The organism is Paramylibacter ulvae, assembly GCF_014652655.1.
GTDB classification, from domain to species: Bacteria; Pseudomonadota; Alphaproteobacteria; order Rhodobacterales; family Rhodobacteraceae; genus Amylibacter; species Amylibacter ulvae.
The window spans coordinates 1-19,852 of record NZ_BMZF01000011.1; the positions used below are offsets into that span (position 1 = coordinate 1).

A 19,852-nucleotide genomic window follows, 5' to 3' on the forward strand; every position below is an offset into this window, starting at 1 on the left:
CTAACCTTACGAGTAACCTAATGGAATTCATCCCTAAGTACCTTAACAGTGTCTAAGTGAGTTTCTATGTTCAATTGACCATGAGCCTAGACAATTAGCTCATCATCTTTCATCTGATTAAATTAAAGAACTGAGGTTCGCTTCAAGTCCTAACTGATAAGTATAAGTTAAAGAGAACTTATAAGTTATGGGGAATAGGATGAGGATAGGTAATACTTTAAAGCTAACTCTTAGAGTAACTCTTAAAGTAACTTTGAGAGTTTCATTTCCTTCTCCTGTGCAACTTAATTATTTCACCTTTATTAGATGATAAAGTTTGCCTGTAATTTGATGCAGCTTCGAGATGGTTTTGTTGGTCAATTGGGTCTTCTCAGTCAAGCTTTCCTTAAAAGAGGTGACGTAAGTTCAGCCCTTCATATTCAATTGCGTGTATTGCTTCTTGTAGCGTTTTTAACTGAATATCACGCGAACCATACCTTGCTCTCATTCCTGTCGAGCTACGCCCAGTGATCGCGTCTTTCGTGTCAATGTGTAGCTGTGCATTGCCACACGCATCTTCGAAGTTGTGTCTAAAGCTATGAAAGTTAGTTTTTGCGGTCTTGGCATCACATAGCTTCAAGAACCTGCTAAAGTGCTTTGAGAAATGATCAGAGTAACTACCATCCGCGCCAATCTTGATGGATGGGAAAAGCCGTGTTTCTCCTGATTGTTTCATTTCTCTTACAAATTTCAAAAAACCGATGTCGATCAATGTCGGGTGGATCGGAATCTTTCGTTGGGCATTTGGTGACTTAATTCCTTTATCACCCACGTTGCGCTCGTTCGCTAATTTACCATTGATGTCGAGGTAGGGAACTTTATCTGCTTCTTTGATGTCATCAATTTCAAGTTGGCATAGTTCGCTTAAGCGTCCACCTGAAAATAACCCGAGTAGGGGTATCCAGAACTTAGGACTCCCTTTTATCAGTTGCGTTCCTGACCGTGACCAGTGCGTTTCTGAAAGGCAGCCTGTGAATACTGGCGCGTTAAATATCTTTTCGAGTTGTTCATTGGAAAACGGGTCTCGGGCTTCGCGAGGGTTGCTTCGAATGTTGTATTTGAGACCTCTCAATGGTTGAGGCGCATTATCATCGAAGTAATGGGCATCTACCCAATTCCAAAACAAGCTAACTTTGCCGATCCCTTTGTTGATGTTTTCGAAACTCATCGGCTCAAGCTGCAATTCGGACGCCCTTGCAGAAGCCTTGTGAATATCAAGATGTTTGAGTTCTTTTCGAATGCGCCAACTTGGAGGAAGACGACTAAAGGTTTCCTTGAACAGCCGCCCATCAGCTTTGCTGTACTGATCTAGATGTTTATCACCACAAACCTCAAGGAAGTTATTTACCCAAGATAAATTACTCCGTTTCGTTTTGTCGCTCCAGCCATGTTCGACATCTTTAACCCACTGATCCACGGCTTCACTTAGGTTAGGGTATTTTGAGGCCGTCAGGGCTTCAACCTGAGTCACTGAGTCCACCTTGAGGGTGTCGACTATGTTCCCCTCATTTCTGGATAGACGGGCTTCGTGCGCCCTTACAATGCTCCTATACATTTCTCGGTGAAGGAGACTCCAACTGGGCGATCCCTCAGCTAGCTTTAGTTCTAGTCCATCCCATTCGAGTACTTCTTTGGTTTCTTCTTTTACGAAATCGTCTACTTTGCCTCGTGCCAGATGATACCTTGCATACTCTAGCATCTCTTCAATTGTGTCGCTTTGTTCCTCAAAGGTATCTCTGGGTAAATATTGCCGTTCGCTAATCCAAATCCTCTCGCCATCGATATCCTGAAATTCATCGAACCCTCTCAGGCGTTCATCTTCGTCTTCTTCCAAAATGTATGTGTAATATATTTCCCCAAAGAGCTTTATTTGCTCTTCGGTCAATTCATCCAAATAAGGCTCATTGGATTGAGCTAACCGTTTTCTATGAGCGTCGAAGCGTTCATCAACTTCAACAGCTTTGACCCTGACTAAACTTAAGGCTTCGGCTCTGTCTTTTGTTCCAAGCGAGAAGGTCTCTTCTTTTTTACCATAGGTCTTTGCGATGTCCTTGGGGACAGTTGCACGGTGATAATAAGTCGCGTTTCTACGGTAGAGTCGGGTATGTCCAGTCATCTTTTCAAGGTTGCTCACTGTAACACTCCAATGTAGCAGTTCTCTCAAAAAGCACTTATTTTACAGTAACTTGCTGATATTTCAGAAGAAAAAATAAGTTGGTGGAGCCTAGGAGGATCGAACTCCTGACCTCTTCGCTGCCAGCGAAGCGCTCTCCCAGCTGAGCTAAGGCCCCACGATGTTCGGTTCAAACCACCGAACAAGGGTTATGTATGAAACTGCGCTTGGCCATGCAAGCGCAAAATCAACTATTCTTCGTCGCCTGTTGCCACGTCTTTGATTTCTTCCAATGGAACGGTGTCGTCATCGTCGTCTTCCAACACGTCATCGCCCAAATCCACGTCGATATCTTCGTCATCGTCGTCCAACACGTCAACATCATCTGACAGATCTTCTTCTGTGGCCGCTTTCACAGATGCTTTGTCTGCTTTGTCGGTCATAGATGTTTTGGATTTGTCATAGGCAAAAAATGACACGGGGTATTCTTCGCCTGTGTATGGGCTTACGATTGGGTCTTTGCCCAAATCATAGAATCGTTTTCCAGTTTCTGGGCAAACGCGCTTTACGCCCCATTCTTCTTTGGCCATTGGGTTATCCTTGGGTGAATTTTGCAAATTTCTGATGCCAATTGCCATAACACGGGGGGCTTGTCAAAGGGGATTCGATCACAGTTTGCGCATCGTTTGTGAGATTTCGCCAATTGCACTCGGGCTTGCATATGATAAAATGCGGGCAATGAGCGAAACCTTACTTCTTGGCGATCCGCCGATAACCATTCATTTGCGCCATAATGCACGTGCGAAACGCTATTCGCTGCGCATTGCAAATAAGGATGGCAAGGTCAGCCTGACCATGCCTCGCTGGTCTAATTTGCGCGATGCAACTAAATTTGCCCAAGAACAAGAAGGCTGGCTGCGCAAACATTTATCCAAGCGCGTACAACCGATTGTGCCGGTATTTGGCGGCAAGATCATGTTTGATGGATTTAATGCACCAATCGAACACGGGGGCGGGCGTTCGGTGCGATTTGAAGACGGCGTTTTATATGTGCCAGGGCGCGACGAACAATTGATCGGCAAGCTGAAGGGATATTTCAAAACCGTGGCGCGTGAACGGCTGGTGCATGCATCCGAACACTATGCGGGTAAGCTTGGGCGCACAATAGGGAGCGTTTCAATCCGCGATACCCGTTCGCGTTGGGGATCTTGTTCATCCGAGGGCAATTTGATGTATTCGTGGCGCTTGGTGATGGCCCCGCGCGAGGTTCAGGTTTACGTTGCCGCGCACGAGGCCTGTCATCTGATCGAGATGAACCATTCGGATGCCTATTGGGCGCTGGTTGAAAAGGTTTACCCCGATTATAAGCCACAGCGCCAATGGCTGAAACGCAACGGTGCGCTGTTGCACAGTTATCAGTTGTAACTTGACGCTGGCGGGAAATGTGATCACAAACGGGGCATGTCAGCAATTGAACCACGGCGCGAAAACGTCACCCCATCTCATGAATTGGTTTATCGCAGCCTGCGATCATCCATCATGCACGGTGAAATGGCACCAGCGCAATCGGTAACCATTCGGGGCATCGCGAATACATATGGTGTGAGCATGACCCCCGCACGCGAGGCGGTACGCCGTCTAAGTGCCGAGGGTGCGTTGCAAATATCATCAACAGGGCGGGTATCAACGCCCGCACTCACTAACGAACGGATCGAGGAACTGGCATCCATTCGCGCGTTGATGGAACCCGAAATGGCTAGCCGTGCGTTGCCCCGTGTGCACCTGAATTTGATCGAGCGTTTGGGACGGATTAATAGCCTGATTGATCAGGCGATCGTCAAGGATGATGCGATCACCTATGTGCGCACCAATCTGGAATTTCACCGTACATTATATTTGCGTGCTCAGGCGCCAGCGATGCTGGCGATTGTGGAAACGGTTTGGTTGCAATTGGGGCCAACGATGCAGGCGTTATATGCCCGCTTGCAACGGCGCGAGGCATCAAACCACCACCGCACCGCGCTGGCCGCGATGAAGGCAGGAGATGAGCCGTCCTTGCGCCTTGCTATCCGTGCGGACGTGACCCAAGGGTTGCGCATGCTGGCAAACGAATAAAATTAAAAAACTGCGACGGAATGTTTTTGGTGGTGCGTATTATTTGATGAATACGCTAACCCCTTGGCGTATTTGCCAGCCTCCTAACCCCTTGCGAGGCTAACGAACTCCCTCTGGCGATGGATGAACAAGCATCGCCAGAGGGTTTTTATATCATTAAATCAACGATTAAGCGTGAATTGCGCCATCACCACAGGCCAATGCTGCTTCGCGCATGGCTTCTGAAAATGTGGGGTGTGCGTGGCATGTCATAGCAACGTCTTGGGCGGATGCGCCAAATTCCATTGCGACACAAATTTCATGGATCAAATCACCCGCAGATGGGCCGATCAAATGACAGCCCAAAATGCGATCTGTTTTGGCATCCACCAACAGTTTCACAAAACCTTCGCCTTGGAACACGGCCTTGGCGCGGCCATTGCCCATGAATGTGAATTTGCCGACCTTGAAATCAACGCCTTCGTCTTTCAATTCTTCTTGGGTTTTGCCCACGGATGCGACCTCTGGTGTGGTGTAGATCACACCGGGGATCACGCCGTAATTTACATGGCCATGTTTGCCTGCGATTACCTCGGCAACGGCCATGCCTTCGTCCTCTGCCTTATGCGCCAACATGGGGCCTTCGATCACGTCACCAATGGCGAAAATGCCATCAACATTTGTGCGCCATTGATCATCGGTTTTGATTTGCCCACGTTCGGTTAGTTCACCGCCCAGACCATCAAACCCAAGGTTATCCATGAATGGTTTGCGACCCGTTGCCACCAAAACAACATCGGCATCAATGCTGGCATCTGTTTCATCTTTGCGCAGTTTGTAATTCACTGTGGCCTTGGTTTTTTTCGCATCAACCGATTGCACCGCCGCGCCCAAAACAAAGTTAAGCCCTTGTTTTTTCAAGGTTCGTTGCAAGGTTTTTGCAATCTCTGCATCCATGCCCGGGGTGATGTGATCCAAGAATTCAACAACCGTCACATCGCAGCCAAGACGGGCATAAACGCTACCCATTTCAAGGCCAATCACGCCTGCGCCAATCACAACCATTGATTTTGGAACCTTTGGCAATTCCAAGGCACCTGTGGATGTGACCACAACCTTTTCGTCGATCTCGATGCCCGGCAATGAGGATGGTTCGGAGCCTGATGCGATGACGATATTTTTCGCCTTATGCACGTCTTTGCCAACGGTGACTTCGCCTTTGGCGGTGATTTTCCCCCAGCCTTTCAACCAGTCAATTTTGTTTTTCTTCATCAAGAATTCAACGCCAGATGTGTTCTGTGCGATCACGCCTGATTTATATTCTTGCATGGTTTTAAAATCGACGGATGGGGATTTGCCCATCAGACCCATTTTGGTGAAATTATGGGTGGCTTCGTGATACATATGTGATGCGTGAAGCAATGCTTTGGATGGGATACAACCCACGTTCAAACAGGTGCCGCCAAGGGTTTCGCGACCCTCGACAATGGCGGTTTTCAGACCCAGTTGCGCACAGCGAATTGCACAGACATAGCCGCCCGGGCCTGAACCGATTACGATGACATCATATTCTGACATGGATGTTAACCTTTCGTCGAATTGCCGCAAATACGGCGTATGGAATCCGTAGGACATGTGGCGGACAAGCGTAGGACACGCGTCGGACACATTCGGATTGTGGTGTTTAGTGTAAGTTTAATCATAGCAATGCCGCGATCAACATGATTGTGGTGGCAATTACCCCCGTCAGCCAAATATAGGACCGCCAAGGTGTCAGCCCGTAAACATAGGCCGGGATATAAAAAACACGCGCGGCCAAGAATACCCACGCACATGTGGCGGTGATCGCACTAGATTGCCCCGTGATTGCTATGATCGCTGCGGCAATGCCAAACAACATCAGATTTTCAAGCGAGTTGTTATAGGTGCGATAAACCCGCGCCGTTTTCCCCGTGATCTGATCGGAAAAATCCGTATCCCGTTTGCCCATGGTCATATAGCGGGGCAATTGCACATTCGCACAAATCACCATCGCGGTAAGCGTGGCAACATGCAGCAATGCAGCAAGGGTAAGGGCGGTGATTTCTGGGGTCATTTTTTATCGATTAACCCGTTTGGATCATGCATTCGTTGTTCTTTGTGAGCGCAGGATTGCTGGTCACACTCTAAGTGCCTTTGTTGGATATCAAGTTCGCCAAATTGTGGGTGAGGTGTGATCTTGGTCACTTTTAACGTGCCGACATTACAGACCGGACAAGCTTCACCATTTGTTATTACTTTTATTTTTTTACGCAGTTCAGAAATTTCTTCATCTCTTGTAAGTATCTCTTGTTTAGCGTCGAGCAGCGCGGATTTGGTTTCGTAAATAACTTCTTGTAAGTCGAGTAGCTGAGATTTGTATTCGGCTTGACCGATAGCTATGTCCAACTCCTTTAGTTGCTTTACTAGATTCAACGCTTGTGATGCCGAAGCTAGCCCAGTCATAATATCCATTCGACAGTCCTCACGAATTAACAGCTTCAAACTTCCGCCCAAAAGAGTGATGGGCGCGGCCCGACGTTGCCGTCGGGCGTTGCGTTATTTGATTACAGATCCATCAACAAACGGCGGGGATCTTCCAATGCTTCTTTGACGCGCACAAGGAATGTTACCGCACCTTTGCCATCAACGATGCGGTGATCGTATGATAATGCCAGATACATCATCGGGCGGATTACGATTTCATCGTTCACAACAACCGCGCGTTTTTGGATGCTGTGCATGCCCAAGATACCCGATTGTGGTGGGTTCAAAATTGGAGATGATAACAAGCTGCCGTAAACGCCACCGTTTGAAATGGTGAATGAACCACCCTGCATTTCATCCATGCCAAGTTTGCCATCACGTGCACGCGCACCTTTTTCGGCAATCGCTTTTTCGATTTCGGCGAATGACAGGCTGTCCGCATCGCGGATTACTGGCACAACCAAACCCGATGGTGTTCCCGCGGCGATGCCCATGTTGACGTAGTTTTTATACACAACATCGGTGCCATCGATTTCGGCGTTTACCTCTGGAATTTCCTTAAGCGCGTGGCAACATGCCTTGGTGAAAAATGACATAAAGCCCAATTTCACGCCGTGCTTTTTCAAGAACAACTCTTTGTATTCATTGCGCAAATCCATCACCGCGCTCATGTCCACCTCGTTATAAGTGGTCAACATTGCGGCTGTGTTTTGGCTTTCTTTCAGGCGGCGCGCAATAGTTTGGCGCAGACGTGTCATTTTCACACGCTCTTCGCGGTCAGCATCATCACCGCTGCGCGGTGCGCTAGGGGCTTTGGGTGCGGATGCGACAACGGGTTGTGGGTTGTTCATGGCGGATAAAACATCGCCCTTCATCACGCGCCCATCGCGCCCTGATCCATCGACATTTGCGATATCAACATTGTTATCTGCGGCCAATTTTTCGGCAGATGGTGCGTTTTTCGAATCTGTCGCAGGTGCTTGCTCTGATGGTTTTTTAGGCGTCGGTTTTTCCGCAGTTGGCGCAGGGCCAGCGGCGGGTGCATCTGCGGTTGCACCTTCGGTGATAGATGCAAGCAGGGCATCAACACCAACGGTTTCGCCTTCTGCTGCAACGATTTCGGACAGCACACCAGCAACGGGCGAGGGGACCTCTACCGTGACTTTGTCTGTTTCCAGCTCGCACAACATTTCATCAACAGCCACGGCATCGCCTGGTTGTTTGAACCATGTTGCGACGGTTGCTTCGGTAACACTTTCGCCAAGTGTGGGGACGCGTACTTCGGTCATTGAATTATCCTTTGAGCGTTAGCGCATCGTTCACGAGTGCGGCTTGTTGTTTTTTGTGCTGGCTGGCCAAACCTGTGGCCGGTGCAGCGGCAGATGGGCGGCCAACATATTTTGGTCGGTTGTTTTTCATGCCAAGGTTGACCAAGGTTTCTTCGATCCGTGGATTGATGAAATCCCAGTAACCTTGGTTTTGCGGTTCTTCCTGACACCAGATGAATTCAGCGTTTTTAAACCGTTTCAATTCCACCTCTGCGGCGGATTCGATATAGGGGTAAAGCTGTTCGAAGCGCAGCAAATACACATCATCAATGCCACGTGCATCGCGTTCCTCTAACAGGTCATAATAAACCTTGCCTGAACACATCACCACGCGTTTGATGTCTTTGTCGGCCTTCAACTTGGTTTCGGATGTGCCCAATTGCGCATCATCCCACAACACACGGTGAAAGCTGCTATCGCCCGTAAAGTCATCAATCGTTGACACGGCCAGTTTATGACGCAGCAATGATTTTGGTGTCATCAGAACCAGCGGTTTGCGATAGGTGCGGTGCAATTGGCGACGCAGGATGTGGAAATAGTTTGCCGGTGTGGTCACATTGGCAATCACCCAGTTATCCTCTGCGCACATTTGCAAGAACCGTTCAGGGCGTGCAGACGAATGTTCTGGACCTTGGCCTTCCATGCCGTGGGGCAGCAACATCACAAGACCCGACATGCGTAACCATTTGCTTTCACCTGATGAAATGAACTGATCGAACATGATCTGTGCACCATTGGCGAAATCGCCAAATTGCGCTTCCCAGAGTGTCAGCGCATTTGGTTCCGCCAGTGAATAGCCGTATTCGTAACCCAGCACCGCATATTCGGATAACATGCTGTCGATGACCTCGTAATGGCCTTCTTGATCATCGCGGATGTTGTTCAGCGGGTAAAACTTTTCGCCCGTGTTTTGATCCAAAATGCCCGAATGGCGGTGGCTGAATGTGCCGCGCGTACAATCCTGACCAGACAGGCGTACGGGGAAACCCTCGACCGCGAGCGTGCCAAATGCCAATGCTTCGCCAGTGGCCCAATCGATGCCTTTGCCTGATTTGATCATTTCTGCCTTGGCATCCAAAATCCGTTGGATCGTGCGATGTGGCGCCCATTTTTCGGGCAGGCGCGTTAAAGCCTCGCCGACTTCTTTGAACCGTTTTTTGGAAATATGGGTTTTGCCGCGTTGGTATTCTGGGTCTTTGCTTTTCATATGCGACCAGCGCCCATCAAGCCAATCGGCCTTGTTGGGTTTGTAGACTTTGCCAGCCTCGAATTCTTCGTTCAGGCGCATCTGAAACGCGGTTTTCATATCCTCGATTTCACCCTCTGGAATCAAACCTTCGCGGACCAGTCGTTCGGTATAGATCGTCAGCGACGTTTTATGCGCCTTGATCTTTTTATACATGGTTGGCTGTGTGAACATTGGTTCATCGCCTTCGTTGTGACCAAAGCGGCGATAACAGAAAATATCCAACACAACATCCTTGCGGAATTTTTGGCGGAACTCGGTGGCAACCTTGGCGGCGTGAACCACGGCCTCTGGGTCGTCACCGTTTACGTGGAAAATCGGCGCTTCGACCATCATCGCGATATCGGTGGGATAGGGCGATGAACGGCTGTCATGTGGGGATGTGGTGAAACCGATTTGGTTGTTCACAACGATATGGATTGTTCCACCAGTAATGTGACCTTTCAGGCCAGACAGACCAAAACATTCGGCGATCACGCCTTGGCCCGCGAATGCCGCATCACCGTGCAACAGGATTGGCATCACCGCGCCACGATCGCGGCCCAATTGATCGCCCTTGGCGCGTGCTTTGCCCAAAACAACGGGGTTCACAGCCTCAAGGTGCGATGGGTTGGCCGTGAGCGAGAGGTGAACAGAGTTCCCATCAAATTCACGATCCGCAGATGCGCCAAGGTGGTATTTCACATCGCCCGAACCTTCGACATCGTCGGGTTTGTATGAACCACCCAAAAATTCGTTGAAAATCGCGCGATACGGTTTTGACATCACGTTGCATAATACGTTCAAACGGCCACGGTGGGGCATGCCAACGATGATGTCTTTCACACCCAACGCGCCACCGCGTTTGATGATTTGCTCCATCGCGGGGATCAATGCCTCGCCACCATCAAGACCAAAGCGTTTGGTGCCTGAATATTTCACGTGACAGAATTTTTCAAAACCCTCGGATTCGACCATTTTGTTCAAAATGGCGCGTCGTCCTTGGGCCGTGAAAAAGCTTTCGTGTTCATACCCTTCGATACGTTCCTTGAGCCAACCTGCTTCCTCTGGGTCAGACAGGTGCATGTATTGCAATGCGAATGTGCCACAATATGTTTTACGCAGTTTCGCCAAGATTTGGCGCATGGATGCGGTTTCCATCCCCAGCACTTTATCAAGGAAAATTGGGCGATCCATGTCGGTTTCTTGGAAACCATAAAATTTTGGATCAAGCTCTGGGTGGGGTTCCTTGGATCGCATATCTAATGGATCAAGATCAGCAATCAAATGGCCGCGAATACGATAGGCACGGATGATCATCAACGCGCGCATGGAATCCAAAACCGCCTTTTGCACATCGGCATCAGACAGGGCAACACCGCTGCCCGCCGCGGCGGACTTGATTTTCTCGCCCGTTTTTTGCGGGTCTTCGCCCCATTGGCCATCCAGTGCAGAAATTAGATCATCGTTTGGCGCAGGTGGCCAATCGGGGCGTTTCCATGTGGCACCCGTGGCCTCTGCGGTGACGGCATCAACATCATCGCCAAGTTCGGCAAAGAACTCTTGCCAACTGGCATCAACCGACGATGGGTTGGCCACATATTGCGCGTAAAGCTGTTCAATATATTCCGCGTTATGCCCTTGTAGAAAGGACAGCGCGTGAAACTGATCGTTGGATGGTTGTTCGTTCATGATGTTACCTCATGCGTTGGAAAGAGCGCGGACAAACGGGCGATATTTGGATTTGTCGGCATGGTTGGTGTCAAATGGCGAAACGCATCGCCAATTGAATTGTTAGATTTGAATAGGGGCGAGAAGGGCGCATTCATTTCCATGCCAGATGCCAAAGACACCGACAATTTTGGATATGTATGTCGCCCTTCCGCCATCAATTATCCAATCGCCTTCACGACAGCTTCGCCAAGTTTTGCAGGGCTTTCAGCCACAACAATACCTGCGGATTTCATCGCTTCGATTTTTGAACCAGCGTCACCTTTGCCGCCCGCAACAATCGCACCAGCATGGCCCATACGACGACCCGGAGGCGCGGTTACACCGGCGATAAAGCCAGCAACTGGTTTTTTGCGGCCTTTTTTCGCTTCATCAATCAAGAATTGCGCGGCTTCTTCTTCCGCACTTCCGCCGATTTCACCGATCATGATGATGGATTGTGTTTCATCATCCGCAAGGAATAATTCCAACACGTCGATAAATTCAGTCCCCTTGATCGGATCACCACCGATACCCACGGCTGTGGATTGGCCAAGACCTGCATTTGTTGTTTGGAACACGGCCTCGTATGTCAATGTACCCGAACGTGACAACACGCCAACGGAACCCTTTTTGAAAATGGAACCGGGCATAATGCCGATTTTGCATTCATCAGGTGTCAGCAAACCAGGACAGTTACCACCGATCAAACGTGATGATGAATTGTCCAATTTATGTTTCACGCGCACCATATCCATCACTGGGATACCCTCAGTGATACATGTGATCAGATCAATACCCGCATCGATTGCTTCTTCGATTGCAGCGGCTGCACCTGCTGGTGGGACGTAGATCACGGATGCGGTTGCACCAGTGGATTCTTTGGCCTCTGCAACGGATGCAAAGATTGGCAATTCCTGCCCGCTGGCGGCGGCCCAATTTGTGCCACCCTTTTTCGGGTGTGTACCTGCAACCATTTGGGTGCCGTGATACGCAAGCGCTTGTTCGGTGTGGAATGTACCTGTTTTACCTGTCAGGCCCTGCACGATGATTTTAGTGTCTTTGTTGATAAGAATTGACATGGGGCTTAACCTTTCACCGCTTTAACGATTTTTTCTGCGGCATCATCCAGATCATCCGCAGCGATCACATCGAGCGGGCTGTTGTTGATGATGTCTTTACCTTCTTGAACTTTGGTCCCTTCAAGGCGGACAACCAATGGCACTTGCAGGCCCACTTCTTTCACCGCTTGCACAACGCCCTCGGCGATCACATCACAACGCATGATGCCACCAAAGATGTTGACCAAGATGCCTTTGACATTTGGATCAGAGGTGATGATTTTAAACGCTGCTGTTACCTTTTCGGTTGTCGCACCGCCACCAACATCAAGGAAATTGGCAGGTTCTGCACCCTTCAATTTGATGATGTCCATTGTGGCCATCGCCAAACCCGCGCCATTCACCATACACCCGATTTCACCGTCCAATGCGATGTAGCTCAGATCATATTTTGATGCTTCCAGCTCTTTTGCGTCTTCTTCTGTTTCATCGCGAAGTGCGAGGATATCTGGCTGGCGGAACAATGCGTTACCATCGAAACCCATTTTCGCATCCAGACATTTCAAACCACCGCTTTCCATGACAATCAATGGGTTGATTTCCAGCATGTCCATGTCTTTTTCAACGAACATACGATACAGGTTTGATGTCAACTCGACGCATTCATCAACCTCTGAACCTGTCAATTTCAACGCATCCGCAACGGCCTTGCCATTTTCAGGGGTGAAACCCGTTGCAGGGTCGATTGACAGTGTGATGATTTTTTCTGGTGTTTCCTCGGCAACCGCTTCGATGTCCATGCCACCTTCGGTGGAGGCCACGAATGAAACGCGTGATGTGACGCGATCCAACAAAACCGCCAGATACAATTCGCGATCAATGTCGGAACCATCTTCGATATAAATGCGGTTCACTTGTTTGCCATCGGGGCCAGTTTGGTGTGTTACCAATGTGTTGCCCAGCATTGCTTTGGCTTCTGCGGCGGCTTCGGCAACGGATTTTGTCAAACGCACGCCGCCTTTTTCGCCAGCTGCGGCCTCTTTAAAGGAACCTTTACCACGGCCACCTGCGTGGATTTGTGCTTTCACGACCCATAATGGCCCGCCCATTTCGGCGGCTGCGGCCTCTGCATCTGCTGCGTTCAAAACTGCGCGGCCATCTGATACGGGGCACCCGTATTGCTTTAACAGCTGTTTGGCTTGGTATTCGTGGATGTTCATAGAAGACTCCCTTTAAAGGTCAAACTTTGGCAGGAGACAACCACAGATTCGGTGCTGTCAAAAGGGTATTTTGCTTATTTTGCTGAATAGGGCGATATAATTTGATTTTGTGATCACATGATTATTTTTTGTGATCACGTATCTTAAGTTCTACTGATCGCGGGATGTGACGTAACGTTCCACAAAGGCGTTATCGTATTTATCCAACGCTTTGCAGGCCGCATAGATATCATCATTGTCGTTTATATCGGCGAGATTAATCACCTGCGGTGCGACGCTAATGTCTTGGCGATCATGGCTCACATCAAACGTGATAATCGCCTTACCAGTCAACAGGTTCACATCACATTGCGTTGTTGTCGCGTTCAGGCGATCAGCGCTGCTTGCGGTATATCCCGCAACAACGAATGCGTCGTTGCGATACGCAATCGTATAGGTTTGATGCGAATGGTACCGCCCGCAGGCAAAACACCCCGATATGGCGGTAAAGCTGGTATCACTGCGCACTGCCACACTTGGGGAATCGCCCCACAGATCAATGGGAAAGGCAAAAGCAAGGGGTGGTTCAAAATACCCATCGGGTAATCCTTTTGAAATCACCAAAAAATCGTGATCATTATCAAAGGGAAGCTTTTGGATTTTATCGGGAAAACCATCGCCAGTGACATCGCTTATAAAAATGGCAAGCGGCGTTGCGCGCAGCGTTTCATCAATGATCGGCTGGGCGAAAACCGCGCCCCCAATCGCCAGCGGCAACAGGGGCGCGATGAATAATTTAGGAAAGGCTGCCGTCAATTTCTTTACATGCTGCAACCAAACCAGCAACCGCTTCGACTGAATTGTCAAACATCGCTTGCTCGTCTTTATTCAAGCTGATTTCTACGATTTTTTCGATACCACCGGCGCCGATCACGGTTGGCACACCAACATAGATATCCTTGATACCAAACGCATCTTCAACATATGCCGCACATGGCAATACGCGTTTTTGGTCTTTCAAATAGGCAATTGCCATTTCAATCGCGGATGATGCTGGTGCGTAATACGCAGAACCTGTTTTCAACAGGCCAACAATCTCCGCACCGCCATCGCGTGTACGTTGGATGATCGCATCCAATTTGTCTTGTGTTGTCCAACCCATATCCACCAAATCCGGCAATGGAATACCTGCAACTGTTGAATATCGCTGCAATGGAACCATTGTGTCGCCGTGGCCACCCAATACGAATGTGTTGATGTCTTTTACGGATACGTCGAATTCTTCGGCCAAGAAGTGGCTGAAACGTGCGCTGTCCAAAACACCTGCCATGCCGCAAACTTTGTTCGCTGGCAGGCCGCTGAATTTTTGCAATGCCCAAACCATCGCATCAAGTGGGTTTGTTATACAGATAACAAATGCGTTTGGCGCATGCGCTTTGATGCCTTCGCCAACGGATTTCATAACCTTAAGGTTGATGCCCAACAAATCGTCGCGGCTCATGCCTGGTTTACGTGCAACACCTGCGGTCACGATGCAAACGTCTGCATCTGCGATATCTGCGTAATCTGTTGTGCCTTTCAGCTTGGCGTCGTATTTTTCAACGGGACCAGCTTCGGCCATATCAAGGCTTTTACCTTGTGGAATACCGTCAGCGATGTCGAACAGAACAACGTCGCCCAATTCTTTTAATGCTGCCAAATGTGCCAACGTGCCGCCGATCATGCCTGCGCCGATTAACGCGATTTTTGCCCTAGCCATGTTTTCTCTCCACATGAAATGAAACTCAAACAGTTGCTAGCGCTGTCGCGCCCAAAGGGCAAGTGTCATGCGCACAGATTTACGAATTGCACTATATTTCAAGGATTTAGCCTGTAAATCTTTGCCTCAAATCTGGTCGTGACGGTCTAATGCGAATCTACGATAGCGCAATCATTCGCATTCATTTCGCAACGCTATCCAAATTTTCCCCATTCCAAATGTTTAAAATATCCTCGCCGAAGGCATCAAATCATTTTATGTCGGCGCACCACGTTGCACGGTGTTGTCGGTAAATTCAAATGCGTCCCCTGCGGCCATCAAGCACGACATGCCATTTGGCAATGTTACCAATATCGTCCATGTTCCCGTGTTATCCGACGTATACAACTCAACCACACCATTATTTTGCCCCAACCCAATGCTGCGCCGTGTTTCGCCGTATTGATCATTCAGGCTTTCGACAACTTTGCCCCGTGTCGCACAATTACGCGTTTGCGCGGTACTGTGTTGTGCCATCATTATAACAACGCCAAACCCAAGCGACAGTGCGAAGAGAAGTTTTTGCATGTTGAACCCTTTCCATAGGTATCTGATATACAGGCTGCTCTCCGATGGGGGTGAACCCTTTGTCCTGTGATGCACCTAAACTGCATTAAATTTGCAAAAATCTGGTTAAGGCAGCGCGCGGATGTACGTGGTGATGTAACCCTTCGTGAAACTTCACTTGCCCAGCGATCTGCCATATGCTTGGAATAACACATGGATATTTCACCACTTCACCGCTCGCTGCTTTTCGTGCCTGGCGCCAATGATCGCGCCGTGACAAAAGCGCCAAACCTGCCTGCCGATCGCATTATTTTCGATCTAGAGGATGCAGTTGCACCGGATGCAAAACCCGCCGCACTTGCCCGTGTTTGTGCGGCCATCACCGATACCACCCTTGCGCCGCGTGCATTGGTGAGGGTCAATGGATTGGACAGCGCCCATATCGCCGCCGACTTGCGCGCATTGGATCACGCCAGACCCGCCGCATTGGTATTCCCAAAGGTTGAAACCATCGATCAGGTCATGCAGATTGATGCGCTGTTGCAAGTGTTCAACGGGTTTCAAAACACCCAAGTCTGGGTGATGATTGAAACACCGCTTGGTGTATTGAACGTCGCTCAGATCATGGCGCATCCACGCGTTACGGGCTTGATCTTTGGCCCCAATGATCTGCGCAAATCATTATCTGCGCAAACCAGCGAAAACCGCGATGCTTTGCAAACCAGCTTATCAATGTGTGTCTTGGCTGCGCGTGCTTATGACAAATACTGCATCGATGGCGTTTTTAATAACTTCAACGACAACGATGGACTGATGCGTGAATGCGCTCAGGGGCGCATGCTTGGTTTTGATGGCAAAAGCCTGATCCACCCCAATCAAATCGCCAACACCAACCAAACCTTCGCGCCCAGTGACGCCGAAATCACCCATGCGCAAAATATCATTGCCGCATTCCAATCCGCCATTGATGGCTTGGCCACGCTCAATGGTGAAATGATCGAAGAATTACATGTGCAACAGGCAACCGCACTGTTAAAACAAGCGAAAATAATAAAACAACAGGAGAGTTAAATGTTCTGGTTAATCCTTGGAATTATTATCTGGTGCGATGTGCATTTTTTTAAACGTATCTTGCCTGCGGGGCGCATGGCGATGGATGAAAAACTGGGCGCTGGCCCCGCCAAAGGCGTGATCGCATTGCTCTTGGTTATATCAGTTGTCTTCATGATTATCGGCTATCGCAGTATGGATCACTTGCCTGTTTACACTCCAATCTCGGGGATTGGACATCTTAATAACCTGTTGATGCTGATTGCTGTTGCGCTGATGGGGCTGGGCGCATCCAAAGGGCGCGCACGTTCATGGCTGCGTCATCCGATGCTAACTGGCGTGATCGTTTGGGGCATGGCGCATTTGCTGGTAAATGGTGATTTGGCCTCGATTTTTCTGTTTGGCGGCATGATTTTATGGGCCATTGGCGAAATGGTGTTGATTAACCGCAGCGAAGGTGCTTGGCTGCGACCAGAACCAGGCCCTGCATCTGGCGATATCAGATTGGCAATCATCACCATAGTGCTGTTTGCGATTATCGCGGGCATCCACACGGCGCTGGGCTATAACCCATTTTTAGGAACCTACGGCTGATGAAAGCATATCGTTTTATTACCAATGATGACACATCCGAATTTTGCCACCGTGTCAGCGAAGCCTTGTCAAAGGGCTGGGAATTGCACGGTGATCCGCAATATTCATATGACGAAAAACGCGGTGTGATGCGCTGTGGTCAGGCTGTGACCAAAAACAGCGATGAAACCTATTCCAAAGATTTAAAATTGGGCCAACTTTAATCTCCTACACAATCAGACGAGGCATACCATGACCATCCGACCAAACTCGATAGAGGCACGCGATACCGCATTTCATCTGCACGGTTACACCAACCCCGCAACGCATCTGGAAATCGGCCCGCTTGTCATTGAGCGCGGTGATGGTGTGCATGTGTTTGATAACCAAGGCAATAAATATATCGAGGCGATGGCGGGGCTTTGGTCTGCCGCCCTTGGTTTTTCTGAATCCCGTTTGGTGGATGCCGCAACCAAACAAATGCAGCAATTGCCATATTATCATTCATTTGCACATCGCGGGCATACGCCTGCGGCGGAATTGGCGGATACATTGGTGAATATGGCACCGGGCAATATGTCCAAAGCATTCTTTACCAATTCAGGATCAGAGGCGATCGATACCGCGATCAAATTGATCTGGTATCGTTCAAACGCGCTGGGCAAGCCCGAGAAAAAGAAAATCCTTGTGCGCAATCGCGCCTATCACGGGGTTACCGTTGCCGCCGCCGCATTGACGGGGCTGCCAGCCAACCACGCATCATTCGACCAAATCGTTCCGACATTGCGCCTCACTTGCCCACATTACTGGCGCGAAGGGTTGGATGGCGAAACGGAGGAGCAATTCACCAATCGTTTGGTCGAAGAATTGGAAAACATGATCTTGGCCGAGGGCCCCGAAACAATCGCGGCATTCTTTGGTGAACCTGTGCTTGGGGCAGGGGGTGTTGTTACCCCACCCAAGGGGTATTGGGCCGCCGTGCAAAAAATCTTGAAAAAATACGACATCCTTTTGGTCGCGGACGAGGTGATCTGTGGCTTTGGCCGCACAGGGCAAATGTTTGGCTGTAACACTTATGATATCACCCCCGATATGATGACGCTCTCAAAACAGCTATCATCATCTTATATGCCGTCATCGGCATTGTTGATGAACGAACATGTGTTCGAACCTTTGATGAACGAGGCGAATAAAATCGGCACCCTTGGTCATGGCTACACGGGATCTGGTCATCCAGTGGCCTGTGCCGTTGCCAATGAAACCATTCGTATCATTCGTGAAGATAACCTTGTCGAACACGCTGCCAATATGGGTGAATACCTGCGCGCTGGCCTGAACAATCTGTCCGATCATCCACTTGTTGGCGAAGTGCGCGGCGTTGGTTTGATTGCGGCCGTGGAATTGGTCACAAACAAGGAATCCAAGACCGCGTTGGAAAAGGTTGGGCAATTAGGGTTGCAAACTAATGCGCTCGCTATCGAAAACGGTTTCTTTAGCCGCCCAATGATGGATGCCATGGCATTTTGCCCACCGTTGATCATTCAAAAGACTGAAATCGATGATTTGCTGGGGCGCTTTGAAAAAACACTCGATCAATCGCTCGCTCAGTTGCAAAAAGACGGACATGAAATCGGCTAGCCCGTTTTCCATTTTGTCCAAATATCCAAATCCCAGCATCCATGCTGGACGCACAGTGCAAATGGAATGCCCCGCAAGGGGCATCTTTGGCCTAAACTTGGTATAAAACAGCGACCGTTATCGCTAACTGCGGCGATTTATTTGCAAAAATCGACTTATGGCTCTGTGCCTCGCAAAAAATATGGTCTAATAAACAGTTAAACGACGACCACCATGGGGAGACACATGGCAGACCAAAATCGTGGCAACCGCCCATTATCACCGCATTTGACGATCTATCGTCCTCAAATGTCCTCAATGACCTCTATCTTTGTTCGCTTGACAGGTATCGCACTGACCCTTGGGTTTGTGATGATCATCTGGTGGCTGATCGCGGCGGCCTCGGGGCCGGCGTATTTTGATCGCATCAATGGGCTGATGACAGGCTGGTTTTCAATCCTGATCTGGATCGCATCGATTTGGGCGCTTTGGTATCACTTCTTGGGTGGTGTGCGCCATTTGATCTGGGATATGGGCTATGGCTTTGATCTTAAAACCGCGGATATGATGGGTTATATCATGATTGGCGGCAGCTTCGTTATGACCATTCTGACATTTATCATGATCGGAGTGTGCTCATGAGCTTTAAAACAGATTTCCAACGTGTTGCGGGACTTGGCAGCGCAAAATCAGGTGCGCATCACTGGTTTGGCGAGCGCCTAAAAGCGGTCGCACTGATCCCACTGACATTGGCATTCATTTGCATCGTGGCCCCATTGGTTGGCTCAGACTACGCAAATGTGGTTGCGGCATTCCAAAACCCGATCAAGGCAATTGCCGTGATCTTGTTCTTTCTTGTGACTTTCAAACATCTGGAAGAGGGGCTGCAAGTTGTGATCGAAGATTACGTCCACGGCAAAGCAGCATTGTTAACATTGCTGATTGGTACAAAATTATTCTGCTGGGCATTTGGCCTCGCGGGCGTCTTTGCAGTCGCCAAAATCGCCTTTGGCGGCTGAGACAAGGAAGAGAA

20 protein-coding genes and 1 tRNA gene are annotated in these 19,852 nt (G+C 49.3%); 8 read left to right on the forward strand and 13 right to left on the reverse strand.

Going from position 1 to position 19,852, the window contains the following annotated elements; translation table 11 throughout:
- Positions 1-385: 385 nt before the first annotated feature.
- From IE094_RS14170 to IE094_RS14180, 3 genes are all read right to left on the reverse strand, one after another.
- Positions 386-2,173, reverse strand: coding sequence for a site-specific integrase (locus IE094_RS14170; RefSeq protein ID WP_189641373.1), 1,788 nt, complete (start codon positions 2,171-2,173; stop codon positions 386-388).
- Between the two features lie 81 nt (positions 2,174-2,254).
- Positions 2,255-2,330: transfer RNA gene (locus tag IE094_RS14175), tRNA-Ala, on the reverse strand.
- Between the two features lie 73 nt (positions 2,331-2,403).
- Positions 2,404-2,742, reverse strand: a complete 339-nt coding sequence (locus IE094_RS14180; RefSeq protein ID WP_189641374.1) for a TIGR02300 family protein — start codon at positions 2,740-2,742, stop codon at positions 2,404-2,406.
- 148 nt (positions 2,743-2,890) lie between these two features.
- Here IE094_RS14180 and IE094_RS14185 point away from each other — a divergent pair, with 148 nt between their 5' ends.
- Positions 2,891-3,577, forward strand: a complete 687-nt coding sequence (locus tag IE094_RS14185) for a M48 family metallopeptidase (protein ID WP_189641375.1) — start codon at positions 2,891-2,893, stop codon at positions 3,575-3,577.
- Between the two features lie 36 nt (positions 3,578-3,613).
- Positions 3,614-4,267, forward strand: coding sequence for a GntR family transcriptional regulator (locus tag IE094_RS14190; RefSeq protein WP_189641376.1), 654 nt, complete (start codon positions 3,614-3,616; stop codon positions 4,265-4,267).
- A 168-nt stretch (positions 4,268-4,435) separates the two neighbouring features.
- Here the strand turns inward: IE094_RS14190 and lpdA are convergent, their stop codons facing one another.
- The 10 genes from lpdA to IE094_RS14240 all read right to left on the reverse strand — a co-directional run bounded on the left by lpdA (position 4,436) and on the right by IE094_RS14240 (position 15,600).
- Positions 4,436-5,824: a dihydrolipoyl dehydrogenase gene (gene lpdA, locus IE094_RS14195; RefSeq protein WP_189641377.1), complete on the reverse strand. Its 1,389-nt coding sequence runs from the start codon at positions 5,822-5,824 to the stop codon at positions 4,436-4,438.
- 121 nt (positions 5,825-5,945) lie between these two features.
- Positions 5,946-6,341 (reverse strand): MAPEG family protein, encoded by a 396-nt coding sequence (locus tag IE094_RS14200; RefSeq protein WP_189641378.1) that lies wholly within the window; start codon positions 6,339-6,341, stop codon positions 5,946-5,948.
- Positions 6,338-6,739, reverse strand: coding sequence for a hypothetical protein (locus tag IE094_RS14205; RefSeq protein WP_189641379.1), 402 nt, complete (start codon positions 6,737-6,739; stop codon positions 6,338-6,340). The genes IE094_RS14200 and IE094_RS14205 overlap by 4 nt, the downstream gene beginning before the upstream one ends.
- A gap of 92 nt (positions 6,740-6,831) precedes the next feature.
- Positions 6,832-8,040 carry a 2-oxoglutarate dehydrogenase complex dihydrolipoyllysine-residue succinyltransferase gene (gene odhB / locus IE094_RS14210; RefSeq protein ID WP_189641380.1) on the reverse strand — a complete coding sequence of 403 codons (1,209 nt, stop codon included), beginning with the start codon at positions 8,038-8,040 and terminating at the stop codon, positions 6,832-6,834.
- 4 nt (positions 8,041-8,044) lie between these two features.
- On the reverse strand, positions 8,045-10,996 hold the full coding sequence (locus tag IE094_RS14215) for a 2-oxoglutarate dehydrogenase E1 component (protein WP_189641381.1): 2,952 nt from the start codon (positions 10,994-10,996) through the stop codon (positions 8,045-8,047).
- A 200-nt stretch (positions 10,997-11,196) separates the two neighbouring features.
- A complete protein-coding gene (gene sucD / locus IE094_RS14220; RefSeq protein WP_189641382.1) occupies positions 11,197-12,096 on the reverse strand; it encodes a succinate--CoA ligase subunit alpha in 900 nt (299 codons plus the stop codon).
- Positions 12,097-12,101: 5 nt separating this feature from the next.
- A complete protein-coding gene (sucC, locus tag IE094_RS14225) occupies positions 12,102-13,295 on the reverse strand; it encodes an ADP-forming succinate--CoA ligase subunit beta (RefSeq protein ID WP_189641383.1) in 1,194 nt (397 codons plus the stop codon).
- A 150-nt stretch (positions 13,296-13,445) separates the two neighbouring features.
- Positions 13,446-14,090, reverse strand: a complete 645-nt coding sequence (locus tag IE094_RS14230; RefSeq protein WP_189641384.1) for a hypothetical protein — start codon at positions 14,088-14,090, stop codon at positions 13,446-13,448.
- Positions 14,071-15,033, reverse strand: a complete 963-nt coding sequence (mdh, locus tag IE094_RS14235; protein WP_189641385.1) for a malate dehydrogenase — start codon at positions 15,031-15,033, stop codon at positions 14,071-14,073. The genes IE094_RS14230 and mdh overlap by 20 nt, the downstream gene beginning before the upstream one ends.
- 255 nt (positions 15,034-15,288) lie before the next feature.
- The gene (locus tag IE094_RS14240; protein ID WP_189641386.1) at positions 15,289-15,600 is read right to left on the reverse strand and encodes a hypothetical protein; all 312 of its coding nucleotides are present in this window, start codon (positions 15,598-15,600) and stop codon (positions 15,289-15,291) included.
- A gap of 192 nt (positions 15,601-15,792) precedes the next feature.
- On the opposite strand from IE094_RS14240, the gene IE094_RS14245 reads away from it, so the two are divergent.
- The 6 genes from IE094_RS14245 to sdhD all read left to right on the forward strand — a co-directional run bounded on the left by IE094_RS14245 (position 15,793) and on the right by sdhD (position 19,838).
- Positions 15,793-16,650, forward strand: a complete 858-nt coding sequence (locus tag IE094_RS14245) for an HpcH/HpaI aldolase/citrate lyase family protein (RefSeq protein ID WP_189641387.1) — start codon at positions 15,793-15,795, stop codon at positions 16,648-16,650.
- Complete coding sequence (locus tag IE094_RS14250; protein ID WP_189641388.1) at positions 16,651-17,223, forward strand: NnrU family protein; 573 nt, start codon at positions 16,651-16,653, stop codon at positions 17,221-17,223.
- Positions 17,223-17,426 (forward strand): DUF1737 domain-containing protein, encoded by a 204-nt coding sequence (locus IE094_RS14255; protein WP_189641389.1) that lies wholly within the window; start codon positions 17,223-17,225, stop codon positions 17,424-17,426. The genes IE094_RS14250 and IE094_RS14255 overlap by 1 nt, the downstream gene beginning before the upstream one ends.
- A gap of 28 nt (positions 17,427-17,454) precedes the next feature.
- Positions 17,455-18,840 carry an aspartate aminotransferase family protein gene (locus IE094_RS14260; RefSeq protein ID WP_189641390.1) on the forward strand — a complete coding sequence of 462 codons (1,386 nt, stop codon included), beginning with the start codon at positions 17,455-17,457 and terminating at the stop codon, positions 18,838-18,840.
- 225 nt (positions 18,841-19,065) lie between these two features.
- The gene (sdhC, locus tag IE094_RS14265) at positions 19,066-19,461 is read left to right on the forward strand and encodes a succinate dehydrogenase, cytochrome b556 subunit (protein WP_189641391.1); all 396 of its coding nucleotides are present in this window, start codon (positions 19,066-19,068) and stop codon (positions 19,459-19,461) included.
- Positions 19,458-19,838, forward strand: coding sequence for a succinate dehydrogenase, hydrophobic membrane anchor protein (gene sdhD, locus IE094_RS14270; protein WP_189641392.1), 381 nt, complete (start codon positions 19,458-19,460; stop codon positions 19,836-19,838). The genes sdhC and sdhD overlap by 4 nt, the downstream gene beginning before the upstream one ends.
- Positions 19,839-19,852: the final 14 nt, after the last annotated feature.

Bases quoted from the DNA above. Each gene is read 5' to 3' on its own strand.
- IE094_RS14180 (WP_189641374.1), bottom strand. From the start codon at position 2,742: ATGGCCAAAGAAGAATGGGGCGTAAAGCGCGTTTGCCCAGAAACTGGA.
- IE094_RS14185 (WP_189641375.1), top strand. From the start codon at position 2,891: ATGAGCGAAACCTTACTTCTTGGCGATCCGCCGATAACCATTCATTTG.
- IE094_RS14190 (WP_189641376.1), top strand. From the start codon at position 3,614: ATGTCAGCAATTGAACCACGGCGCGAAAACGTCACCCCATCTCATGAA.
- lpdA (WP_189641377.1), bottom strand. From the start codon at position 5,824: ATGTCAGAATATGATGTCATCGTAATCGGTTCAGGCCCGGGCGGCTAT.
- IE094_RS14200 (WP_189641378.1), bottom strand. From the start codon at position 6,341: ATGACCCCAGAAATCACCGCCCTTACCCTTGCTGCATTGCTGCATGTT.
- IE094_RS14205 (WP_189641379.1), bottom strand. From the start codon at position 6,739: ATGGATATTATGACTGGGCTAGCTTCGGCATCACAAGCGTTGAATCTA.
- odhB (WP_189641380.1), bottom strand. From the start codon at position 8,040: ATGACCGAAGTACGCGTCCCCACACTTGGCGAAAGTGTTACCGAAGCA.
- IE094_RS14215 (WP_189641381.1), bottom strand. From the start codon at position 10,996: ATGAACGAACAACCATCCAACGATCAGTTTCACGCGCTGTCCTTTCTA.
- sucD (WP_189641382.1), bottom strand. From the start codon at position 12,096: ATGTCAATTCTTATCAACAAAGACACTAAAATCATCGTGCAGGGCCTG.
- sucC (WP_189641383.1), bottom strand. From the start codon at position 13,295: ATGAACATCCACGAATACCAAGCCAAACAGCTGTTAAAGCAATACGGG.
- mdh (WP_189641385.1), bottom strand. From the start codon at position 15,033: ATGGCTAGGGCAAAAATCGCGTTAATCGGCGCAGGCATGATCGGCGGC.
- IE094_RS14240 (WP_189641386.1), bottom strand. From the start codon at position 15,600: ATGCAAAAACTTCTCTTCGCACTGTCGCTTGGGTTTGGCGTTGTTATA.
- IE094_RS14245 (WP_189641387.1), top strand. From the start codon at position 15,793: ATGGATATTTCACCACTTCACCGCTCGCTGCTTTTCGTGCCTGGCGCC.
- IE094_RS14250 (WP_189641388.1), top strand. From the start codon at position 16,651: ATGTTCTGGTTAATCCTTGGAATTATTATCTGGTGCGATGTGCATTTT.
- IE094_RS14255 (WP_189641389.1), top strand. From the start codon at position 17,223: ATGAAAGCATATCGTTTTATTACCAATGATGACACATCCGAATTTTGC.
- IE094_RS14260 (WP_189641390.1), top strand. From the start codon at position 17,455: ATGACCATCCGACCAAACTCGATAGAGGCACGCGATACCGCATTTCAT.
- sdhC (WP_189641391.1), top strand. From the start codon at position 19,066: ATGGCAGACCAAAATCGTGGCAACCGCCCATTATCACCGCATTTGACG.
- sdhD (WP_189641392.1), top strand. From the start codon at position 19,458: ATGAGCTTTAAAACAGATTTCCAACGTGTTGCGGGACTTGGCAGCGCA.